The following is a 15,891-nucleotide window of genomic DNA, read 5'->3' on the forward strand; positions in this document are numbered from 1 at the left end:
CTGGAATATAAAAGAAGAGCGCCGTGACTAATAAACATCAGCCACAACGCTCTCCCCCTTAATTTTTAATTGTCAGCTTCTGATCTAAGATCAGTCCTCAACGTAGTATCCAAGGATAGAACCACCCTTAGCAACTACGAAGTTGTAATCATTGCCGTCCTTGTTCTTGGACTTGCTGTCGATTACCTTACCGGAGGTATTTACTAAGAAGAAGTCTGCTACCTTAGTACCTACCTTGCCGTCTGCCTTTCTGGTAAATACAGCCAGCTCCTGGATATCCTCAAGCTTCTTGTTTACGCCAAGAGCATCAAGGTTAGCCTGGCTAACAGTTGTATCTACATCGTAATCAGCATGAGCTGTGAGTGCTGCAACAACTTCAGCTGCATCATCTAACTTATCGTAACCAACCTTATCGTTAGCTACATCATCGATGTGCTGAACAACCTGGTACTTCTCATCAGAACCAGCTCTTACAAGCTTACCATTCTGGTAGTACTTGTCATCCTTCTCGCCAGTCACACCAGCACCCTTGTTGCCGCCGGACTTCTCGAAGTAGAAGTTGTAGTTATCTCCATCGATAGCTACGCTGGTCTTGTTGGTTCTCATAGCACCGTCATCGCCATCACCGAAGTAGTAGCAATCGTAATCATTAGCCTCATACCACAGAGCGCTCTCATCGAAACGATCCTCATCATCAAATGGATGGTTATCATCATCATCAGCTTTTACAGACAGACCGGTAACTCTATTCTGAGCATCCTTATTGATCTTGATGAACTTCAGGCCGTTAACCATACGACCGTCATCACGGAATGCATACTTCTTGCCCTTGATGGTCTTGAACTCGCCTGCGTACAGGTTGCCGCTTCCATCTGCATAGTACCATGCATCCTCATCATCATTGTACTTGTCGTAGTTCAGGTACTCAGCTGCTACTACCTTGAACCAGCCCTTGCTTACGCGGGCGCCATCTTCAACGCTGCTGAAGTATCTCCACTCCTTAGCGTACTTAGCTGCTACACTATTGGTAGAAGATGTGCTGTTGCCATCCTTTACGCCATCGTTAGAAGCCTTCTCAACATCCAGAGACCACTCTGCTGTCATAGCACCGTTAACGTCGAACTCATACTTCTTGCCGTTGATGGTCTTGCTCTTCTGAACATCTCCATCTTTAGCCTTTACTTTCTTACCATTAGACTGGAAGTAGAACCAACGTGTCTGATCCTCGTCCTCATTGAATACAGGAGCGATTTCGTAGTCATTGGTTGCCTCGTCATATGTAATATCCATCTGCAGCCAGCCAACAGTCATAGCACCATCGTCCTCGCCGCCGAAGTAGTAATCGCCTTCCTTGAAGCCGTCACCATCTGTATTGTCAATGCGCTCTGCGTTGTCTTCTGCAACCCATCCGTACAGCATCTTGCCTTCCTCGTCGAAAGCGTACTTCTTGCCGTTGATGGTCTTCAGAGCGATGTTTGTGTTATCGCCATTGGTAAGAGCCTTACCATTAGCCTGGAAGTAATACCAGTAGTGCTCTGGCTCGTTGTCGTCGCCAGCATCCTCATTCTCAATAGCAACCCACTGATTGGAAGCCATAACGCCGTTGATATCTACATAGTAGTAGTTATCGCCGTCCTCGATGAGCTGATCAATTGCCATCTCACCGTCGCTGTCCAGGTAATACCAGTTGTTTCCGGACTTCTTCCAGGAATCGGTTGCTCTCTCGCCGTCACGGTTGTAGTATACCCATGTTCCGTCTTCCTCTGCCCAGCCTGTAGCTGCGAAAGAAGTCATGGAAGCGCCGATAGCGAGAAGTGCTGCTGTTGAAAGTACAGCAACTAACTTTGTCTGCTTCTTCATAATGAATGCACTCTCCTTTTTGTTTTTGAAATACTTTTTGAAATTCCTTAATTGCATTACGAGTAGATTATACTTCCGATAAGGAAAATTATCAATACTTTTTTTGCATTTTTTGCAAAAACTGCTTATTTTTAGGAATATTGATATTTCCCGGATGAATAACCAGCTCCATCACATGACATAGTATATTATAAATTCCGAAAAAAAGCCATAACTTTTACCTGTGCATTTTCTTACGTAATTATTACAAAAGTATTGAATAAGTGTATTATTGTATTTATCTGTGTACATGGATGTAAATTTAATGAAAAGAAAACGGTTTCCGTTGCTCTTGCGTCTTAAATAGCCGGATGCTATAATCAAAACAGGAGTGCGTGGGAAAGGACGGAATGAATTTACAAAACACATATACGGCTAATACAATTCTTTCGGCGGGTCCTGACGCCCAGAAAACAGATCATGTATGCAAGGCAGTTCTAAAGTCGCGGTGGGTTCTGGCAAATATACTGAAAGGTGTTATCCCTGAATACGCGGATACACCGATCCATGAAATTGCCGAAGCCTATATCGAACCAGATCAGATAGAACTTTATCTGCCGGTAAATGGTTTCCCGGAACAGATCCAGGGACTCGATAAGGAAGATACTGCTTATTTACAAACCACGGTATATTATGATGTCCGGCTGCGGGCGCTGCTGCCAAACCGTACGAAAACTCAGGTGTATTTGTATATTGATGTGGAAGCCCAGAATGCTGCGCGTGAAAGCCGTCTTGGATATCCGCTTGAAAAATGGGCCATTTATTATATGTCCCGTATGATTTCAAATCAACTTCAAACGGTTTCAAGAGATACGAATTATAATGTGATTCAAAAGGTCTACAGCATATGGATCTGTATGGGAGATGATATCCCTAAAAATATGCAGCAGTCTATTACAGGGTTTACCATAGCCAAAAAGGATATTTATAGGAAAATAGATATCCCTAAGAAAAACTATGATCTGATGAGCGCTGTTTTCATACGGCTGGGGCATGGCGAAACAGAGGAACATCTGCTTGGAATGCTGCAGACCATTTTCACAGATAATGCACCGCCGGAGGAGCGGCTGAAAAAGCTTGAAACCGGTAAATACAAAACCTACTACGATCTCATTTCTGATGGGACTTTGACCTTAAAACAGGCAGCTGAAAAGTGCAGTCTATCCCCGGATGAATTTCAGAAGAAGCTGATTGAGTTAAAAATCACAGAAGCATGATACATTGACACGTATATTTGGAGAGGTTTTAAAACAGGTCCGGCGCATGCGGCAGGATGTATTTTCTGCTGCGTCTGCCGGGCTTTTTTACTGCATTTTTTAATTGACAGAATTTGACAACGGATATACTATATCATTATGAAACGTTAGTTTTCAGACGATTATCAGAAAGGAGAAGAGTTATGAAACGTTTTACAAAAACAATGGCTGCTTTGGGGTTGGCAGCAGTGATGGGAACCGGATCTGCTTTTATAAGTCTGGCAGATGTAACAACTTCTGTAAATCCGGTGGCTACTTCCAGAAAATCAGGATGGGTGGACGTACAGAATCGCTGGTATTATTTTGATGCAAACGGAAATCCCGTGAAAAACCAGTGGATTCAGGACGGAAATAACCGCTACTGGATGCAGGAAGACGGAGAGATGGCAAAACAGAAATGGATCTATACCGAAGGACAGTGGTACTGGGTGAATGCCCAGGGAGCTCAGGCCAGCAACATCTGGGTAGAGAGCGGAGAGTCCTGGTACTATATGGGCGGAGACGGACGGATGATGACCAACACCTGGCTGGATTATGCAGGAAAATGGTATTATCTCACAGAAACCGGCGCTGCTGCCAGAGGATGGAAAGAACTGGGAGGAAAATGGTATTTCTTTAATGATTCCGACTGCAGTATGGCAAAGGATACCATGGTCGGCCAGTACCGTGTAGATGTAAACGGTGTATATATTCCTTAGTATAAAAAAGAACCGCAGGATCCATTTTCACAGATCTGCGGTTCTTATTATATCCGTTGATACAGAAATGATATCTCAGGACGTTATCAGCGAAAAGCCTGATTACTTCAGAGTAACCTTTGCTCCCTCTGCCTCTAACTTTGTTTTGATATCCTCTGCCTCTTCCTTGGAAGCGCCCTGCTTTAATACCTTTGGTGCGCCGTCAACTACGTCCTTAGCTTCCTTCAGGCCAAGACCGGTAGCTTCACGAACAACCTTGATAACCTTAACCTTGTTAGGACCAACCTCAGTCAGCTCTACGTCGAACTCAGTCTTCTCCTCAGCTGCTGCTGCGCCAGCACCTGCTGCTGCAACTACAACGCCTGCTGCTGCAGATACGCCAAACTCTTCCTCACATGCCTTTACTAACTCGTTCAGTTCTAATACGGATAATTCCTTGATAGCTTCGATAAACTCAGCGGTTGTTAACTTTGCCATTTTAATTTCCTCCTGTTTATTATTTACTTTCGATAATATGGTCTTTCATCTTATGCGGCCCATGCCGGTCTAAGCGGCTGCGGGCGGCCAAATTTTGCATTGAAGCTTATGCTTCTGCTGCGCCACCGTTCTTTTCTGCGATCTGGTTGAGAACGCGTGCCAGATTGGTGATTGGGGACTGGATGCTTCCAAGCAGCTTGCCAAGAAGTACCTCTCTGGATGGGATTGTAGCGATCACCTGAGTACCAGCCTGATCGTAGTAGGTTCCTTCTACTACGGAGCCCTTCAGTTCCAGATTTGGAGCTGTCTTTGCGAACTCAGCAAGGATTCTTGCAGGTGCAGTAGCATCATCTTTGGATACTGCAAGAGCAGTAGGTCCTTCCAGATGTGGATCCAGAGCTGCGAACTCTGTTCCTTCTGCGGCACGCTTGATCAGGGTATTCTTGTATACCTTGTAAGACACGCCAGCTTCTCTTAACTGCTTACGCAGTCTTGTATCCTGCTCAACTGTCAGGCCGCGGTAGTCAACAACAACTGCGCCGCATGCGCCGTCCAGCATAGCCTTGATCTCGTCAACGATTGGCTGCTTTAATTCAACTTTTGCCATGAATGGTTTACCTCCTTATAGTATTTGTGCATTGAAAACCATAGCATGGGAACGGATATAAAAAACCTCCCTGCCGCATGGACAGAGAGGACGCAAAATCTCGATCAGAGTTTTGTATGTTCCTCGGCAGGCGTTAAACTTACACCTTACGGTACCTGCTGTCTTCGGGCATTCAACACTTGTACTAAGATAGCACATTTATTTTAAAATGTCAACTTATTTTTCAAGAAAATATAAAACAGCGGACCCGCAAAAATGCGCTGTCCGCTGTGATTCTATATTCTGGACTCCAAATTAGTTGGAAAGCTTTGCTACGTTCAGCTTTACGCCAGGACCCATAGTAGAGGTAAGAGCTACGCTCTTTAAGTATGCGCCCTTTACAGTGCTTGGCTTTGCCTTTAAGATAGCGTCCATAAGCGTCTGGAAGTTGTCCGCTAACTGCTCCTCGGTGAAGGAAGCTTTTCCTACTGGCACATGGATAATGTTTGTCTTGTCAAGTCTGTATTCGATCTTACCAGCTTTGATATCGTTGATAGCCTTGGTTACGTCCATGGTTACGGTACCAGCCTTTGGGTTTGGCATTAAGCCCTTGGGTCCAAGTACACGGCCCAGACGACCAACAACGCCCATCATGTCAGGAGTTGCTACTACAACGTCGAAATCCAGCCATCCTTCGTTCTGGATCTTCGGGATCAGCTCCTCAGCTCCTACAAAGTCAGCTCCTGCTGCCTGTGCCTCGTCAGCCTTTGGTCCCTTTGCGAATACCAGAATACGAACGGTCTTACCGGTTCCGTGAGGAAGTACAACAGCACCGCGGATCTGCTGATCAGCGTGACGTCCGTCACATCCTGTTCTGATATGAAGCTCTACAGTCTCGTCAAATTTTGCAGAAGCGTTCTTCTTAACGATAGAGATAGCGTCTGCTACGTCATAAAGTGCAGCGCGGTCTACGTTCTTCATAGCCTCTGCATATCTTTTTCCTGATTTCATTTAAAATAACCTCCTAGTGGTATTGACGGGGAATCTCCCTCCCACGTTCTCTGTTGCAAATACAACGGGTATTCCTATTACTCCTCGATGGTAACGCCCATACTTCTTGCAGTACCGGCTACCATGCTCATAGCTGCTTCCAGGCTTGCTGCGTTTAAGTCTGGCATCTTTGTCTCTGCGATCTTCTGCAGATCAGCCTTCTTTAATACGGCAACCTTGGTCTTGTTAGGAACGCCGGAACCGCTCTTAATGCTGCAGGCCTTCTTGATCAGAACTGCTGCAGGCGGAGTCTTTGTGATGAAGCTGAAGCTTCTGTCAGCGTATACGGTAATAACTACAGGGATGATCATGTCGCCCTGATCTGCTGTTCTAGCATTGAACTCCTTGGTGAACTGTACGATGTTTACACCGTGCTGACCAAGAGCCGGACCAACTGGCGGAGCTGGTGTAGCCTTGCCTGCTGGAATCTGTAATTTGATATATCCTGTTACTTTCTTTGCCATCTTAGGCACCTCCTAAAATCATGTGGTATTGTCGGGAATGTCCCTCCCACCAGCCTTCGCACCCGCAAAAGCTGATCTTTTTGTCTGTTCCACAGATCTGCTTACATCTTCTTGACTTCAGCAAATCCCAGCTCGACCGGTGTCTCGCGGCCGAACATTTCTACATTGATGGTGATGGTCTGTTTACTGTCATTGACAGCCTTAATGGCGCCTACAGTATCCTTCCATGCACCGGAGATAACGGTTATCATATCTCCCACTTCAAAATCGACTAAGACATCTGTCTTTACGAAGCCCAGACTTGCCATCTCTTCTTCTGTCAGAGGAACCGGTTTGGAGCCCGGACCAACAAAGCCTGTAACGCCTCGGGTATTGCGTACTACGTACCATGTGTCATCATTCATGACCATGTTGATCAGTACATAACCCGGGAACATCTTTTTGTCGGCTTTCTTCTCCACGCCGTTTTTCAGCTCTACTACAGGGAGCATGGGCACAGACACTTCAAGGATCTGATCCTGAAGATTTCTGTTTTCAATGGTCTTCTCGATATCGACTTTGACTTTGTTCTCATAACCTGAGTAGGTATGGACTACATACCAATGTGCTTCTGACATACAATCACCCTCGCCTTTGAATTAAAGAATAAAACTTAAACCGAATTTCATAACCATGTCCAGTACGCCGATCAGTACACCGATGAAAATGGACATGATCACCACTGCAACTGTCTGCTTGGCTACGGTTTCCTTATCAGCAAAGACGATCTTTTTGTACTCTTTTTTCAGGCCCTTGAAAAAGCTTGGCTTTTTCTCGTGCTTAGCCGTTTTCTTGTCAGCCCTGGCCGCTTTTTCGGTGGTTTCTACAGCAGTATTCACTGTATTTTCTTCCATAATTTCACGTCCTTTACTGAACAGGATTACTTTGTTTCCTTGTGTAACGTATGTCTCTTGCAGAATCTGCAGTACTTCTTGGTCTCCATGCGGTCCGGATGAGTCTTCTTATCCTTCGTCATGTTGTAGTTACGCTGCTTGCATTCTGTACATGCCAGTGTGATCTTTGTGCGCACGACTTCCACCTCCATTTAATTTATCGTAAATCATTGAGTTGCTTCAGGTCTTAATTTTGAGCATAAAAAAAAGACCTGTCTTCCATTCGCCCGTATAATATAACACAAAAATCCGGCGTTCGTCAAGAGGAAGGACGGTCTTTTTTATGAAGAGTTTTTAACGGCCTGAGCCGATACAGATGACCGCAGGGATAATCCGCTCTGCCCCGGCATTCTTTAAGGCTCTGGAGCAGGCTTCCATGGTGCTTCCGGTGGTGTAGATATCATCCACCAGAAGTACGGTGCGTATTCCGGACGGGAGCCTGCCGCATACAAAGGCCTGTTCCAGATTTTTGAGGCGTGCTCCCGCATCCAGTTCCTTTTGGGGCAGAGTCTTTTTTGTACGTTTCAGAAATTCAGTTCTCATGGGAATCCCGGTCTTTGCTGAAAGGCGGATCCCCAGCTCCTGAGCCTGATTAAATCCCCGCTTTTTCAGGCGGCTTTTATGGACGGGCACAGGGATAATGCAGTCAGGAGAAAGGCGGCAGATCGCCGGGCCAAAGCGCCGGAACATGGCCTCGGAATAAAAATCCAGATATTCCCTGCATCCGTGGTATTTGATCAGGGCCATGGAACGGCTGGCTGTATCATTGTAATTGATCAACGCCATCCCTGAATCAAAGGAATGGGGATGTCTGGTACAGTCAAAGCAGTATTCGGCCTCAGGGTTTACAATCTCTTTGCCGCAGCATTTGCACACAGGACAGCGGACAAAGGCCAGCTTTTCCATACAGTCTGGGCAGATCAGATTTCCTTTCGGCATGACAATTTCAGAGCACACAGGGCACCGGCGGGGGTAGAGAAGATCCAGAAAGCCGGCATACAGACGGGACAGGGGCATTATTGGGGGCATGATTCCTCCTTATAGATTTCTTCGATTCGCGCCTTTAAGCCGGAACAGCGTTCCTGTTCCATTGCATTTGAGGCCATGGTATAAAATGCATCGGGCCGTCCTACCAGACAGACACAGGAACGGGCTCTGGTGACGGCGGTATAGAGGAGATTTCGGGTCATAAGCATCCGAGGGCCAGAATACATGGGGATAATGACAGCCGGATACTCGCTTCCCTGGGATTTGTGGATGGTAATGGCGTAGGCTAATTCCAGCTCCTCCAGCTGCTTAAAGCTGTATTCCACCAGTTTCCCTTCGTCAAATTCCACGGTAAGGAGCTCTGCATACTCGTTGATTTCCCGTATCATCCCCATATCGCCGTTGAAAACGCCGGAGCCCTTGTCAATAGGGATACCGTAACGGTTGCGGACTTCCCACTCCAGCTGATAGTTGTTGCGGATCTGCATGACCTTGTCTCCGGTGCGGTAAATAATCCCTCCGGCCTCTTTTTCCTTTTTCTCCGGCGAAGGGGGATTCAAATGGTTCTGCAGGATCTGGTTCAGCCGTTCTACCCCCAGAGCGCCTTTCCGCATAGGCGTCATGACCTGAATTTCATTTTCCTGTGCCTGGACGTAGCCGGGAAGCTTTTTCTGAATCAGAGTAATGGCGGCACTTATGACAGCATCAGGATTGTCGCGGCGGATGAAAAGAAAATCCCGGCTTCGCTTGGACAGATCTACCGTCTCGCCTTCGTTGATGCGGTGAGCATTTACAATGATATCGCTCTGAGCTGCCTGACGGAAGATACGCGTCAGCTTTACTACATTAAAACAGCCGGAGCCTATGATATCTTTTAAAACATTTCCGGGGCCTACGCTGGGGAGCTGATCCACATCACCTACCAGAATCAGCCGGGTTCCCACGTTGACAGCTCTCAAAAGAGAGTGCATCAGGCTGATATCCACCATAGACATTTCATCAATAATGATCACGTCTGCATCCAGGGGATTCTCTTCATTCCGGTCAAAACGCATACCCGCTGTGGAATTGCCGGAGGATGCGTTATTTCCAGAACCGGTTATCCCGATGGGAACCAGCTCCAGCATGCGGTGAATGGTTCTGGCCTCCCAGCCGGTAGCTTCGGTCATGCGCTTGGCTGCACGGCCGGTAGGCGCTCCCAGAAGGATTTCCATGCCCTCAGCCTCAAAATAACGGATGATCGCGTTGATCGTAGTAGTTTTTCCCGTACCTGGACCGCCGGTGATGACTAAAAGCCCGCTGTTCACTGCCTCGTAAACCGCCTGCTCCTGAAGCTCGTCCAGGTGGATCTTTTCCTGCTTCTGGATTTTCAAAAGGTTGGTTTTAATCTCTGTTTCCGGGATATCGCCCCGGATGTTTAAGTCGTGAAGCATACGGGCAGTATTTAATTCCAGATAGTAATAATGGGAGGAGTAGATCAGCGGATCAGCGATCTGGCCTTCTTCGCAAAAGGGCATTTTTACTACCAGTTTCCGGTCGATCTGCATATCCATCAGGTGCTTGTCCATGGTTTCGGGCGCCACCTTTAAAAGCTCCGACGCCTGTTCAAACAGCCGGCTCTTTGGCAGATAGGTATGACCATTTGCAGACGCCTGCAGGAGCACATACAGGATACCTGCTTTTATCCGGTAATCGGAATCTGTGAAAATTCCCACTTTCCGGGCGATTTCGTCTGCCATTTTAAAGCCAACGCCGGGAATATCGTCCGCCAGACGATAGGGATTTTCCTTGATAATGCTGTACAGCTTCGGGCCATATTCCTGATAAATTTTAGCAGCCAGATTCAGGGTGATGCCGTAGTTTTGAAGAAACATCATGGCCTGACGCATATCCCGCTTTTCCTGAACCTGTTCTCCGATAGCCATAGCCATTTTTTCGCTGATGCCCTTAATCTCTGACAGGCGTTCGGGTTCTTCCTCCATGATCCGGAAGGTATCTGCCTTAAAACGGCGCACGATCCGGGCTGCCAGAGCTGCGCCTACCCCCTTGATGGCTCCGGAACCCAGATAGCGCTCCATAGAAGCGGCATCTTCGGGGTTTTTCAGCTCATAACTTTCAATCTGAAGCTGTTCACCGTAAACAGGGTGCTCTGTCATACGGCCTGTGGCCTGGATCATATCGCCTTCTGCGGCATAGGAAACCGTTCCCACCATCACAACTTCGTCTCCGTCGCTCTGATCGATGACAGTCATAATGGTGTAACCGTTTTCTTCATTCCGAAATTTTATTTTTTCAATAAATCCTGTGATGGTTGCCATAGTAAGGATACCGCCTTTTGCTTCTGTATGGATTCTGCCCTCTGATGGGGACCGGTGATAAAAAGAACCCGGCTGAAATCCGGGTTCTTCTGTGGTTTATAAAGCTTTAATAATCATCCCGCTCTTTGCCGCCGCCGATTCCCATGGAAGCCTCCAGAGCAGAAGTCATACCATGAGCAAATTCGATGAATTTACCGGTTCCGATGGCTACGGCTGTCAAAGGATCCTCAGCGATCACAGTGGTAATGCCTGTCTTTTCTTCAATCAGCGCATCCAGACCGCTTAAAAGGGAGCCGCCGCCTGTCATAACAATACCGCGGTCGAAAATATCCGCTGCCAGCTCCGGCGGAGTACGCTCTAATACATTGTGTACCGCGTCTACAATCTGAAGAGCCGGCTCTCTGAGCGCTTCCAGTGTCTCCTCAGAGGAAACTACAATGGTTTTTGGAAGGCCTGTCACCAGGTTCCGGCCTCTGACCTCCATGGTCAGAACCTCCGGACGGCGGGAGGCCGCACCAATATTGATCTTGATCTCCTCAGCAGTACGCTCACCGATCAGAAGATTGTGTTTCTTTCTCATATAACGAACCAGAGCCTCGTCAAAGTCATCACCGGCAATTTTGATGGAGGTGCTTACAACCGGGCCTCCCAGAGAAATCACAGCGATATCTGCGGTACCGCCTCCGATGTCAACGATCATATTTCCGCAGGCCTTTCCAATGTCAATGCCTGCTCCGATAGCTGCGGCTACGGGTTCCTCAATGATGGCAACCTCACGGGCGCCTGCCTGGTAGGTTGCATCCTCTACTGCCTTTTTCTCTACCTCAGTCGCGCCGCTGGGAATACATACGCTGATGCGGGGCTTCCTTAAGGTACGCTTGCCAACTGCCTTGTTAATGAAATACTTCATCATCTTTTCCGTAATCGTGTAATCGGAAATAACGCCCTGACGCAGAGGACGGACTGCTACAATATTGCCGGGAGTACGTCCGATCATAAGACGGGCTTCCTCGCCGATCGCCATGATCTTATTGGTATCCCGGTCAATGGCAACTACTGACGGCTCTTTTAATACAACGCCCTTACCCTTGATATATACAAGGATACTGGCGGTTCCTAAGTCGATTCCAATGTCATTTGACATCATTGAAAACATATGAATATTTCCTCCTCATTATCTCCAGGTGCAGTGCGGAAGCATTCCGCAGGGCAGGCAAAAACAGCCCGGCTCAGTTTTCATCTGTGCAAAAGGCTGTGGATAGTTACGTTTTAATTGATAGTACCTATTATATACAATATTGTCCAGTTTTCAAAGACTTTTTTTCTTTATTTATTTTATTTATGATTTTTTAATAGTGTGTACATCTTTTAGACATAATTATTGTTTATGATGAACACTGTTCACCGAGAGGTGGACAGGCCTTTGTTTCAAGTGATTACTTGAAATCACAAAGCTTTTTCATACTCATACCGGACGGAGTGATCCGTCCGGCCCCCCTAAAATAACATCCCCCTATTTATGAATGTATCCCGTCCGGCAAGTCCGGACGGGATTTTTATATTGTGCTTCACTGCAGTTTTGCGTTGTAATTTTCCCGTAATAATTTTATAAGGAATTTCATCTTTTTTTTATAGAACGTCCATATTTTTATCACATTTTTAGGGCATACTATAGAAGAATTAGTTACAAGCTTTTTCATACTCATACCCGGACGGAGCGATCCGTCCGGTTCCCCCTTTTTTAACATTTTCTTTTTTATTATACCTACCATTCCATTGCATGACATTTGTCAGGCAGAACCGCCCTCCGGTACGCCAACACCGGAGGGCGGTTTTTTGGTGCACTCCCTATATTTTTCCTTATCGGAAGTATAATCTACTCGTAATGCAATTAAGGAATTTCAAAAAGTATTTCAAAAACAAAAAGGAGAGTGCATTCATTATGAAGAAGCAGACAAAGTTAGTTGCTGTACTTTCAACAGCAGCACTTCTCGCTATCGGCGCTTCCATGACTTCTTTCGCAGCTACTGGCTGGGCAGAGGAAGACGGAACATGGGTATACTACAACCGTGACGGCGAGAGAGCAACCGATTCCTGGAAGAAGTCCGGAAACAACTGGTATTACCTGGACAGCGACGGTGAGATGGCAATCGATCAGCTCATCGAGGACGGCGATAACTACTACTATGTAGATATCAACGGTGTAATGGCTTCCAACCAGTGGGTTGCTATTGAGAATGAGGATGCTGGCGAGGATGACGAGCCAGAGCACTACTGGTATTACTTCCAGGCAAACGGCAAGGCTTTAACCAATGGTGACAACGATAAGGTTTCCTTAAAGACCATCAATGGCAAGAAGTACGCTTTCGATGACGAAGGCAAGATGCTGTACGGCTGGGTTGACGAGGACAGCGCAGAGCGCGTTGACGATACAGACAGTGACGGCTTCAAGGAAGGCGTTTACTACTTCGGCGGCGAAGATGACGGTGCAATGACCACTGGCTGGTTACAGCTGGATATCACATACGATGAAGCAACCAACGATGACTACAAGTACACCGCTGCTGCATTCAACGATGATGAGGATCAGACACGTTGGTTCTACTTCAAATCCAATGGTAAGAAGATCTTCGCTGAGGACGGCGACAGAACCAAGGATAAGACTATCAATGGTAAGAAGTACGCTTTCGACCAGTACGGCGCAATGGTAGCTGAGTGGTCTCTGGATGAGGATGATCTGGGTACCAATCCTAACGCATTCACTTCCAATGTAGCTTCTTCTGCAGAGGTAATTACCGGTAAGGCATTCGATTCCAAGTATACCGAGTCCTGGAAGTACTTCAATAGTGTTGAAGATGGTGCCCGCGTAAGCAAGGGCTGGTTCAAGGTAGTTCCTGCTGAGTACCTGAACGAAGATAAGTACAATGATGACGAGGACTTCTGGTACTATGCAGATGGCAGCGGCAATCTGTACGCAGGCGAGTTCAAGACCATCAAGGGCAAGAAGTATGCATTCCGTGATGACGGCCGTATGCTGAACGGTCTGAAGTTCATCAAGGAAGATGAAGCTAATCAGAGCCTGAGCGTATACGCTGATGATCATGATACCTACAACTTCGATAACGAGGATGACTTCCTTGATCATGCAGCTGAGTTCTACGAGCCAAACGGCTACAAGTGCTTCTACTTCGGTGACGGAGACGACGGCGCTATGAGAACCAACAAGACCAACGTTGAGATTGACGGTGAGAACCACAACTTCTACTTCGAGAAGTCCGGCGGCCACAAGGGTGCTGGTGTAACCGGTGAGGAAGATGACAAGCTGTACCAGTCTGGTATGCTGTTAAAGGCTGATTCCGATGACAAGTACATCGTTGTTGAGAAGACCAGTCACTATGAGGGTGATAAGGTTAAGTATACTACCTACCGCAAGCTGGATGACGCTAAAGAATTTATGAACGCTGACGGCGTACAGGTTAAGGATGAGTTAGACGGCAAGAATGGTAACGACGCTGTAAATATCGGAAATGGCAATACCAAGAAGGCTGAGGATCTGTCTGAGGCTTACTCCATCACATACAAGGATAAGGACGCTAAGGGCGACAAGAAAGAGTACATCCTTGTAAATACCTCTGGTAAGATCGTTGATGGCAAGGGCAAGAACAAGGACGGCAGCGATTACTACTATGTAACCGAGAAGAAGGCTAACGGCGAGAACAGCATTGTTGCTATCTACGTTGAGGACTAATCTTCGGATCAACATTCAGTCAGATTTAATATGACATAAGGGGGAAGCGTTATAGCTGATATAGAGATATGTTAGCTGTAGCGCTTCTTTTTATATTTCAATATACCCTTCAAAATGATACAAAAAGGAGGCTCGTCATGATCAGAAAACGTTTATTATGCTTTGGACTGGCCGCTGTGATGGCTGCGTCCTCTTCTCTTCCGGCTTTTGCTGCCGTAAATACATCCCTTTCCAGTACATCTATGGAAAACTGCGGCGCTTATCTCTTTGAATGGCGTCCCATTGACTGCGGAAATGGAAATTATTTTGCAATTCTTGTAGGCGGAAATACCATTACTGAAAGCAATGTGATCTTAAACAGAGGCTATGATTATGCCTATACCTTTGACCCCATGACCTATGCAAGACCATGGGGTACTGTGCCGGATCTGGTAAATACCGATGGAGTCTGGGCGATTCCTGAAAACTGGGGAAGTCTGCCGGAAGGCACTCAGCCGGTGCTCCAGATCATCCTTAAAACTAATAATAAAAATCTGGATACGGATAAACGCTATATCAATATAGTCCATCTTCCCAACGGCACTGACACCTCTTCTCTCCCGCCGGAGGTACGCAAATACCTCATCAATGTAGATGGTTCCGATGCCGGCGCTTACAATGGTACGGTTACTCCCGGATGGCAGACAGAAGCAGACGGCTCGAAAAAATACTTAAAGCCCGATGGAACCTATATTACAAATGGCTGGCTTACTCTGGAAGATGAGCAGTATTACATGGATGAACGCGGAGTAATGCTTAAGGATACCGTTACGCCGGACGGCCATTATGTAACGCCGGAAGGCAAGCGCGTGTCCTATATGCCAGGTTGGTTCCAGGATACGGACGGCTGGCGCTACATCCAGAAGAACGGCTATTATCTGGCAAACTCCTGGTTCCAGGATACAGACGGAAAATACTATTACTTCAATATGGCGGCCCTGATGGCTGTAAATACAGATACTCCGGACGGATATCATGTAGATGAAAACGGCGTATGGGACGGGAATGCTTCTACGGTTGTAAAAGAAACCGTAAACCTGGGGCCCGGCGTCGCAACCGGCTGGGAGCCTGTCGATATCGGCTGGAAATTCAGGCAGTCTGACGGCTCTTATCTCACCAACAGCTGGAAACAGGATCCGGACGGAAAATGGTATTATCTCAACGAGGACGGCTGGATGTTAAAGGATACTACTACGCCGGACGGCTTCTATGTAGATGAAAACGGTGTATGGCAGCAGGATGCAGCTGCTCCTGAGACAGCTGAATAAAACAAAATCAAATACCGACAAAATAGAAAGGCATGGGCGAATCGTTCTCATGCCTTTTTTCAGGCACATAAGATGACAGTTTTATTTATTTCTGTCTATCTTTGTTAAATTTTCATAAAACAGATGACAAATATACTATTTTTATATATTTTTTGTACTTTATTAACAA

Annotated in this window: 15 protein-coding genes and 1 other annotated feature; of the genes, 4 read left to right on the forward strand and 11 right to left on the reverse strand. The window is 46.7% G+C overall.

Annotated features, from left to right (window positions below):
- Positions 1-90: 90 nt before the first annotated feature.
- Entirely contained in the window at positions 91-1,860 is a 1,770-nt protein-coding gene (locus tag WKT10_RS04620) for an argininosuccinate lyase (RefSeq protein ID WP_340275797.1), read from the reverse strand.
- 389 nt (positions 1,861-2,249) lie between these two features.
- On the opposite strand from WKT10_RS04620, the gene WKT10_RS04625 reads away from it, so the two are divergent.
- Both WKT10_RS04625 and WKT10_RS04630 read left to right on the forward strand, forming a co-directional pair.
- Positions 2,250-3,116: a hypothetical protein gene (locus tag WKT10_RS04625; RefSeq protein WP_340275799.1), complete on the forward strand. Its 867-nt coding sequence runs from the start codon at positions 2,250-2,252 to the stop codon at positions 3,114-3,116.
- Positions 3,117-3,298: 182 nt separating this feature from the next.
- A complete protein-coding gene (locus WKT10_RS04630; protein WP_337434499.1) occupies positions 3,299-3,853 on the forward strand; it encodes a hypothetical protein in 555 nt (184 codons plus the stop codon).
- A gap of 102 nt (positions 3,854-3,955) precedes the next feature.
- Here WKT10_RS04630 and rplL read toward each other — a convergent pair whose 3' ends face one another.
- The 10 genes from rplL to WKT10_RS04680 form a co-directional block, all read right to left on the reverse strand.
- Positions 3,956-4,330 carry a 50S ribosomal protein L7/L12 gene (gene rplL, locus WKT10_RS04635; RefSeq protein ID WP_066550292.1) on the reverse strand — a complete coding sequence of 125 codons (375 nt, stop codon included), beginning with the start codon at positions 4,328-4,330 and terminating at the stop codon, positions 3,956-3,958.
- A gap of 106 nt (positions 4,331-4,436) precedes the next feature.
- A complete protein-coding gene (gene rplJ / locus WKT10_RS04640) occupies positions 4,437-4,937 on the reverse strand; it encodes a 50S ribosomal protein L10 (protein ID WP_066550294.1) in 501 nt (166 codons plus the stop codon).
- A 49-nt stretch (positions 4,938-4,986) separates the two neighbouring features.
- Positions 4,987-5,123, reverse strand: a sequence feature (ribosomal protein L10 leader region).
- A 108-nt stretch (positions 5,124-5,231) separates the two neighbouring features.
- Positions 5,232-5,927, reverse strand: a complete 696-nt coding sequence (rplA, locus tag WKT10_RS04645; RefSeq protein ID WP_296039212.1) for a 50S ribosomal protein L1 — start codon at positions 5,925-5,927, stop codon at positions 5,232-5,234.
- Between the two features lie 77 nt (positions 5,928-6,004).
- A complete protein-coding gene (gene rplK / locus WKT10_RS04650; RefSeq protein WP_066550301.1) occupies positions 6,005-6,430 on the reverse strand; it encodes a 50S ribosomal protein L11 in 426 nt (141 codons plus the stop codon).
- Between the two features lie 101 nt (positions 6,431-6,531).
- Positions 6,532-7,047: a transcription termination/antitermination protein NusG gene (gene nusG / locus WKT10_RS04655; RefSeq protein ID WP_066550304.1), complete on the reverse strand. Its 516-nt coding sequence runs from the start codon at positions 7,045-7,047 to the stop codon at positions 6,532-6,534.
- A gap of 21 nt (positions 7,048-7,068) precedes the next feature.
- A complete protein-coding gene (secE, locus tag WKT10_RS04660; protein WP_066550307.1) occupies positions 7,069-7,323 on the reverse strand; it encodes a preprotein translocase subunit SecE in 255 nt (84 codons plus the stop codon).
- Between the two features lie 26 nt (positions 7,324-7,349).
- Positions 7,350-7,514, reverse strand: a complete 165-nt coding sequence (rpmG, locus tag WKT10_RS04665) for a 50S ribosomal protein L33 (RefSeq protein WP_278284752.1) — start codon at positions 7,512-7,514, stop codon at positions 7,350-7,352.
- A 142-nt stretch (positions 7,515-7,656) separates the two neighbouring features.
- Positions 7,657-8,391 (reverse strand): ComF family protein, encoded by a 735-nt coding sequence (locus WKT10_RS04670; protein WP_340275808.1) that lies wholly within the window; start codon positions 8,389-8,391, stop codon positions 7,657-7,659.
- Positions 8,379-10,667 (reverse strand): SF1B family DNA helicase RecD2, encoded by a 2,289-nt coding sequence (recD2, locus tag WKT10_RS04675; protein ID WP_340275810.1) that lies wholly within the window; start codon positions 10,665-10,667, stop codon positions 8,379-8,381. The genes WKT10_RS04670 and recD2 overlap by 13 nt, the downstream gene beginning before the upstream one ends.
- A gap of 106 nt (positions 10,668-10,773) precedes the next feature.
- Complete coding sequence (locus WKT10_RS04680; protein WP_066550321.1) at positions 10,774-11,823, reverse strand: rod shape-determining protein; 1,050 nt, start codon at positions 11,821-11,823, stop codon at positions 10,774-10,776.
- Positions 11,824-12,609: 786 nt separating this feature from the next.
- On the opposite strand from WKT10_RS04680, the gene WKT10_RS04685 reads away from it, so the two are divergent.
- Together WKT10_RS04685 and WKT10_RS04690 are read left to right on the forward strand one after the other, a co-directional pair.
- On the forward strand, positions 12,610-14,415 hold the full coding sequence (locus WKT10_RS04685; protein WP_340275812.1) for an argininosuccinate lyase: 1,806 nt from the start codon (positions 12,610-12,612) through the stop codon (positions 14,413-14,415).
- Positions 14,416-14,552: 137 nt separating this feature from the next.
- On the forward strand, positions 14,553-15,722 hold the full coding sequence (locus WKT10_RS04690) for an N-acetylmuramoyl-L-alanine amidase family protein (RefSeq protein ID WP_340275814.1): 1,170 nt from the start codon (positions 14,553-14,555) through the stop codon (positions 15,720-15,722).
- The last annotated feature ends 169 nt before the right edge of the window (positions 15,723-15,891 follow it).

It is taken from the genome of Enterocloster sp. HCN-30185 (genome assembly GCF_037890305.1).
In the GTDB taxonomy this organism is placed as follows: Bacteria; Bacillota; Clostridia; order Lachnospirales; family Lachnospiraceae; genus Enterocloster.

What these genes read in the sequence shown, in the direction of transcription:
- WKT10_RS04630 (WP_337434499.1), top strand. Translation starts at nt 3,299, where the DNA reads ATGAAACGTTTTACAAAAACAATGGCTGCTTTGGGGTTGGCAGCAGTG.
- WKT10_RS04670 (WP_340275808.1), bottom strand. Translation starts at nt 8,391, where the DNA reads ATGCCCCCAATAATGCCCCTGTCCCGTCTGTATGCCGGCTTTCTGGAT.
- rplL (WP_066550292.1), bottom strand. Translation starts at nt 4,330, where the DNA reads ATGGCAAAGTTAACAACCGCTGAGTTTATCGAAGCTATCAAGGAATTA.
- WKT10_RS04625 (WP_340275799.1), top strand. Translation starts at nt 2,250, where the DNA reads ATGAATTTACAAAACACATATACGGCTAATACAATTCTTTCGGCGGGT.
- rplJ (WP_066550294.1), bottom strand. Translation starts at nt 4,937, where the DNA reads ATGGCAAAAGTTGAATTAAAGCAGCCAATCGTTGACGAGATCAAGGCT.
- rplK (WP_066550301.1), bottom strand. Translation starts at nt 6,430, where the DNA reads ATGGCAAAGAAAGTAACAGGATATATCAAATTACAGATTCCAGCAGGC.
- rpmG (WP_278284752.1), bottom strand. Translation starts at nt 7,514, where the DNA reads ATGGAGGTGGAAGTCGTGCGCACAAAGATCACACTGGCATGTACAGAA.
- WKT10_RS04680 (WP_066550321.1), bottom strand. Translation starts at nt 11,823, where the DNA reads ATGTTTTCAATGATGTCAAATGACATTGGAATCGACTTAGGAACCGCC.
- rplA (WP_296039212.1), bottom strand. Translation starts at nt 5,927, where the DNA reads ATGAAATCAGGAAAAAGATATGCAGAGGCTATGAAGAACGTAGACCGC.
- WKT10_RS04620 (WP_340275797.1), bottom strand. Translation starts at nt 1,860, where the DNA reads ATGAAGAAGCAGACAAAGTTAGTTGCTGTACTTTCAACAGCAGCACTT.
- secE (WP_066550307.1), bottom strand. Translation starts at nt 7,323, where the DNA reads ATGGAAGAAAATACAGTGAATACTGCTGTAGAAACCACCGAAAAAGCG.
- WKT10_RS04690 (WP_340275814.1), top strand. Translation starts at nt 14,553, where the DNA reads ATGATCAGAAAACGTTTATTATGCTTTGGACTGGCCGCTGTGATGGCT.
- recD2 (WP_340275810.1), bottom strand. Translation starts at nt 10,667, where the DNA reads ATGGCAACCATCACAGGATTTATTGAAAAAATAAAATTTCGGAATGAA.
- nusG (WP_066550304.1), bottom strand. Translation starts at nt 7,047, where the DNA reads ATGTCAGAAGCACATTGGTATGTAGTCCATACCTACTCAGGTTATGAG.
- WKT10_RS04685 (WP_340275812.1), top strand. Translation starts at nt 12,610, where the DNA reads ATGAAGAAGCAGACAAAGTTAGTTGCTGTACTTTCAACAGCAGCACTT.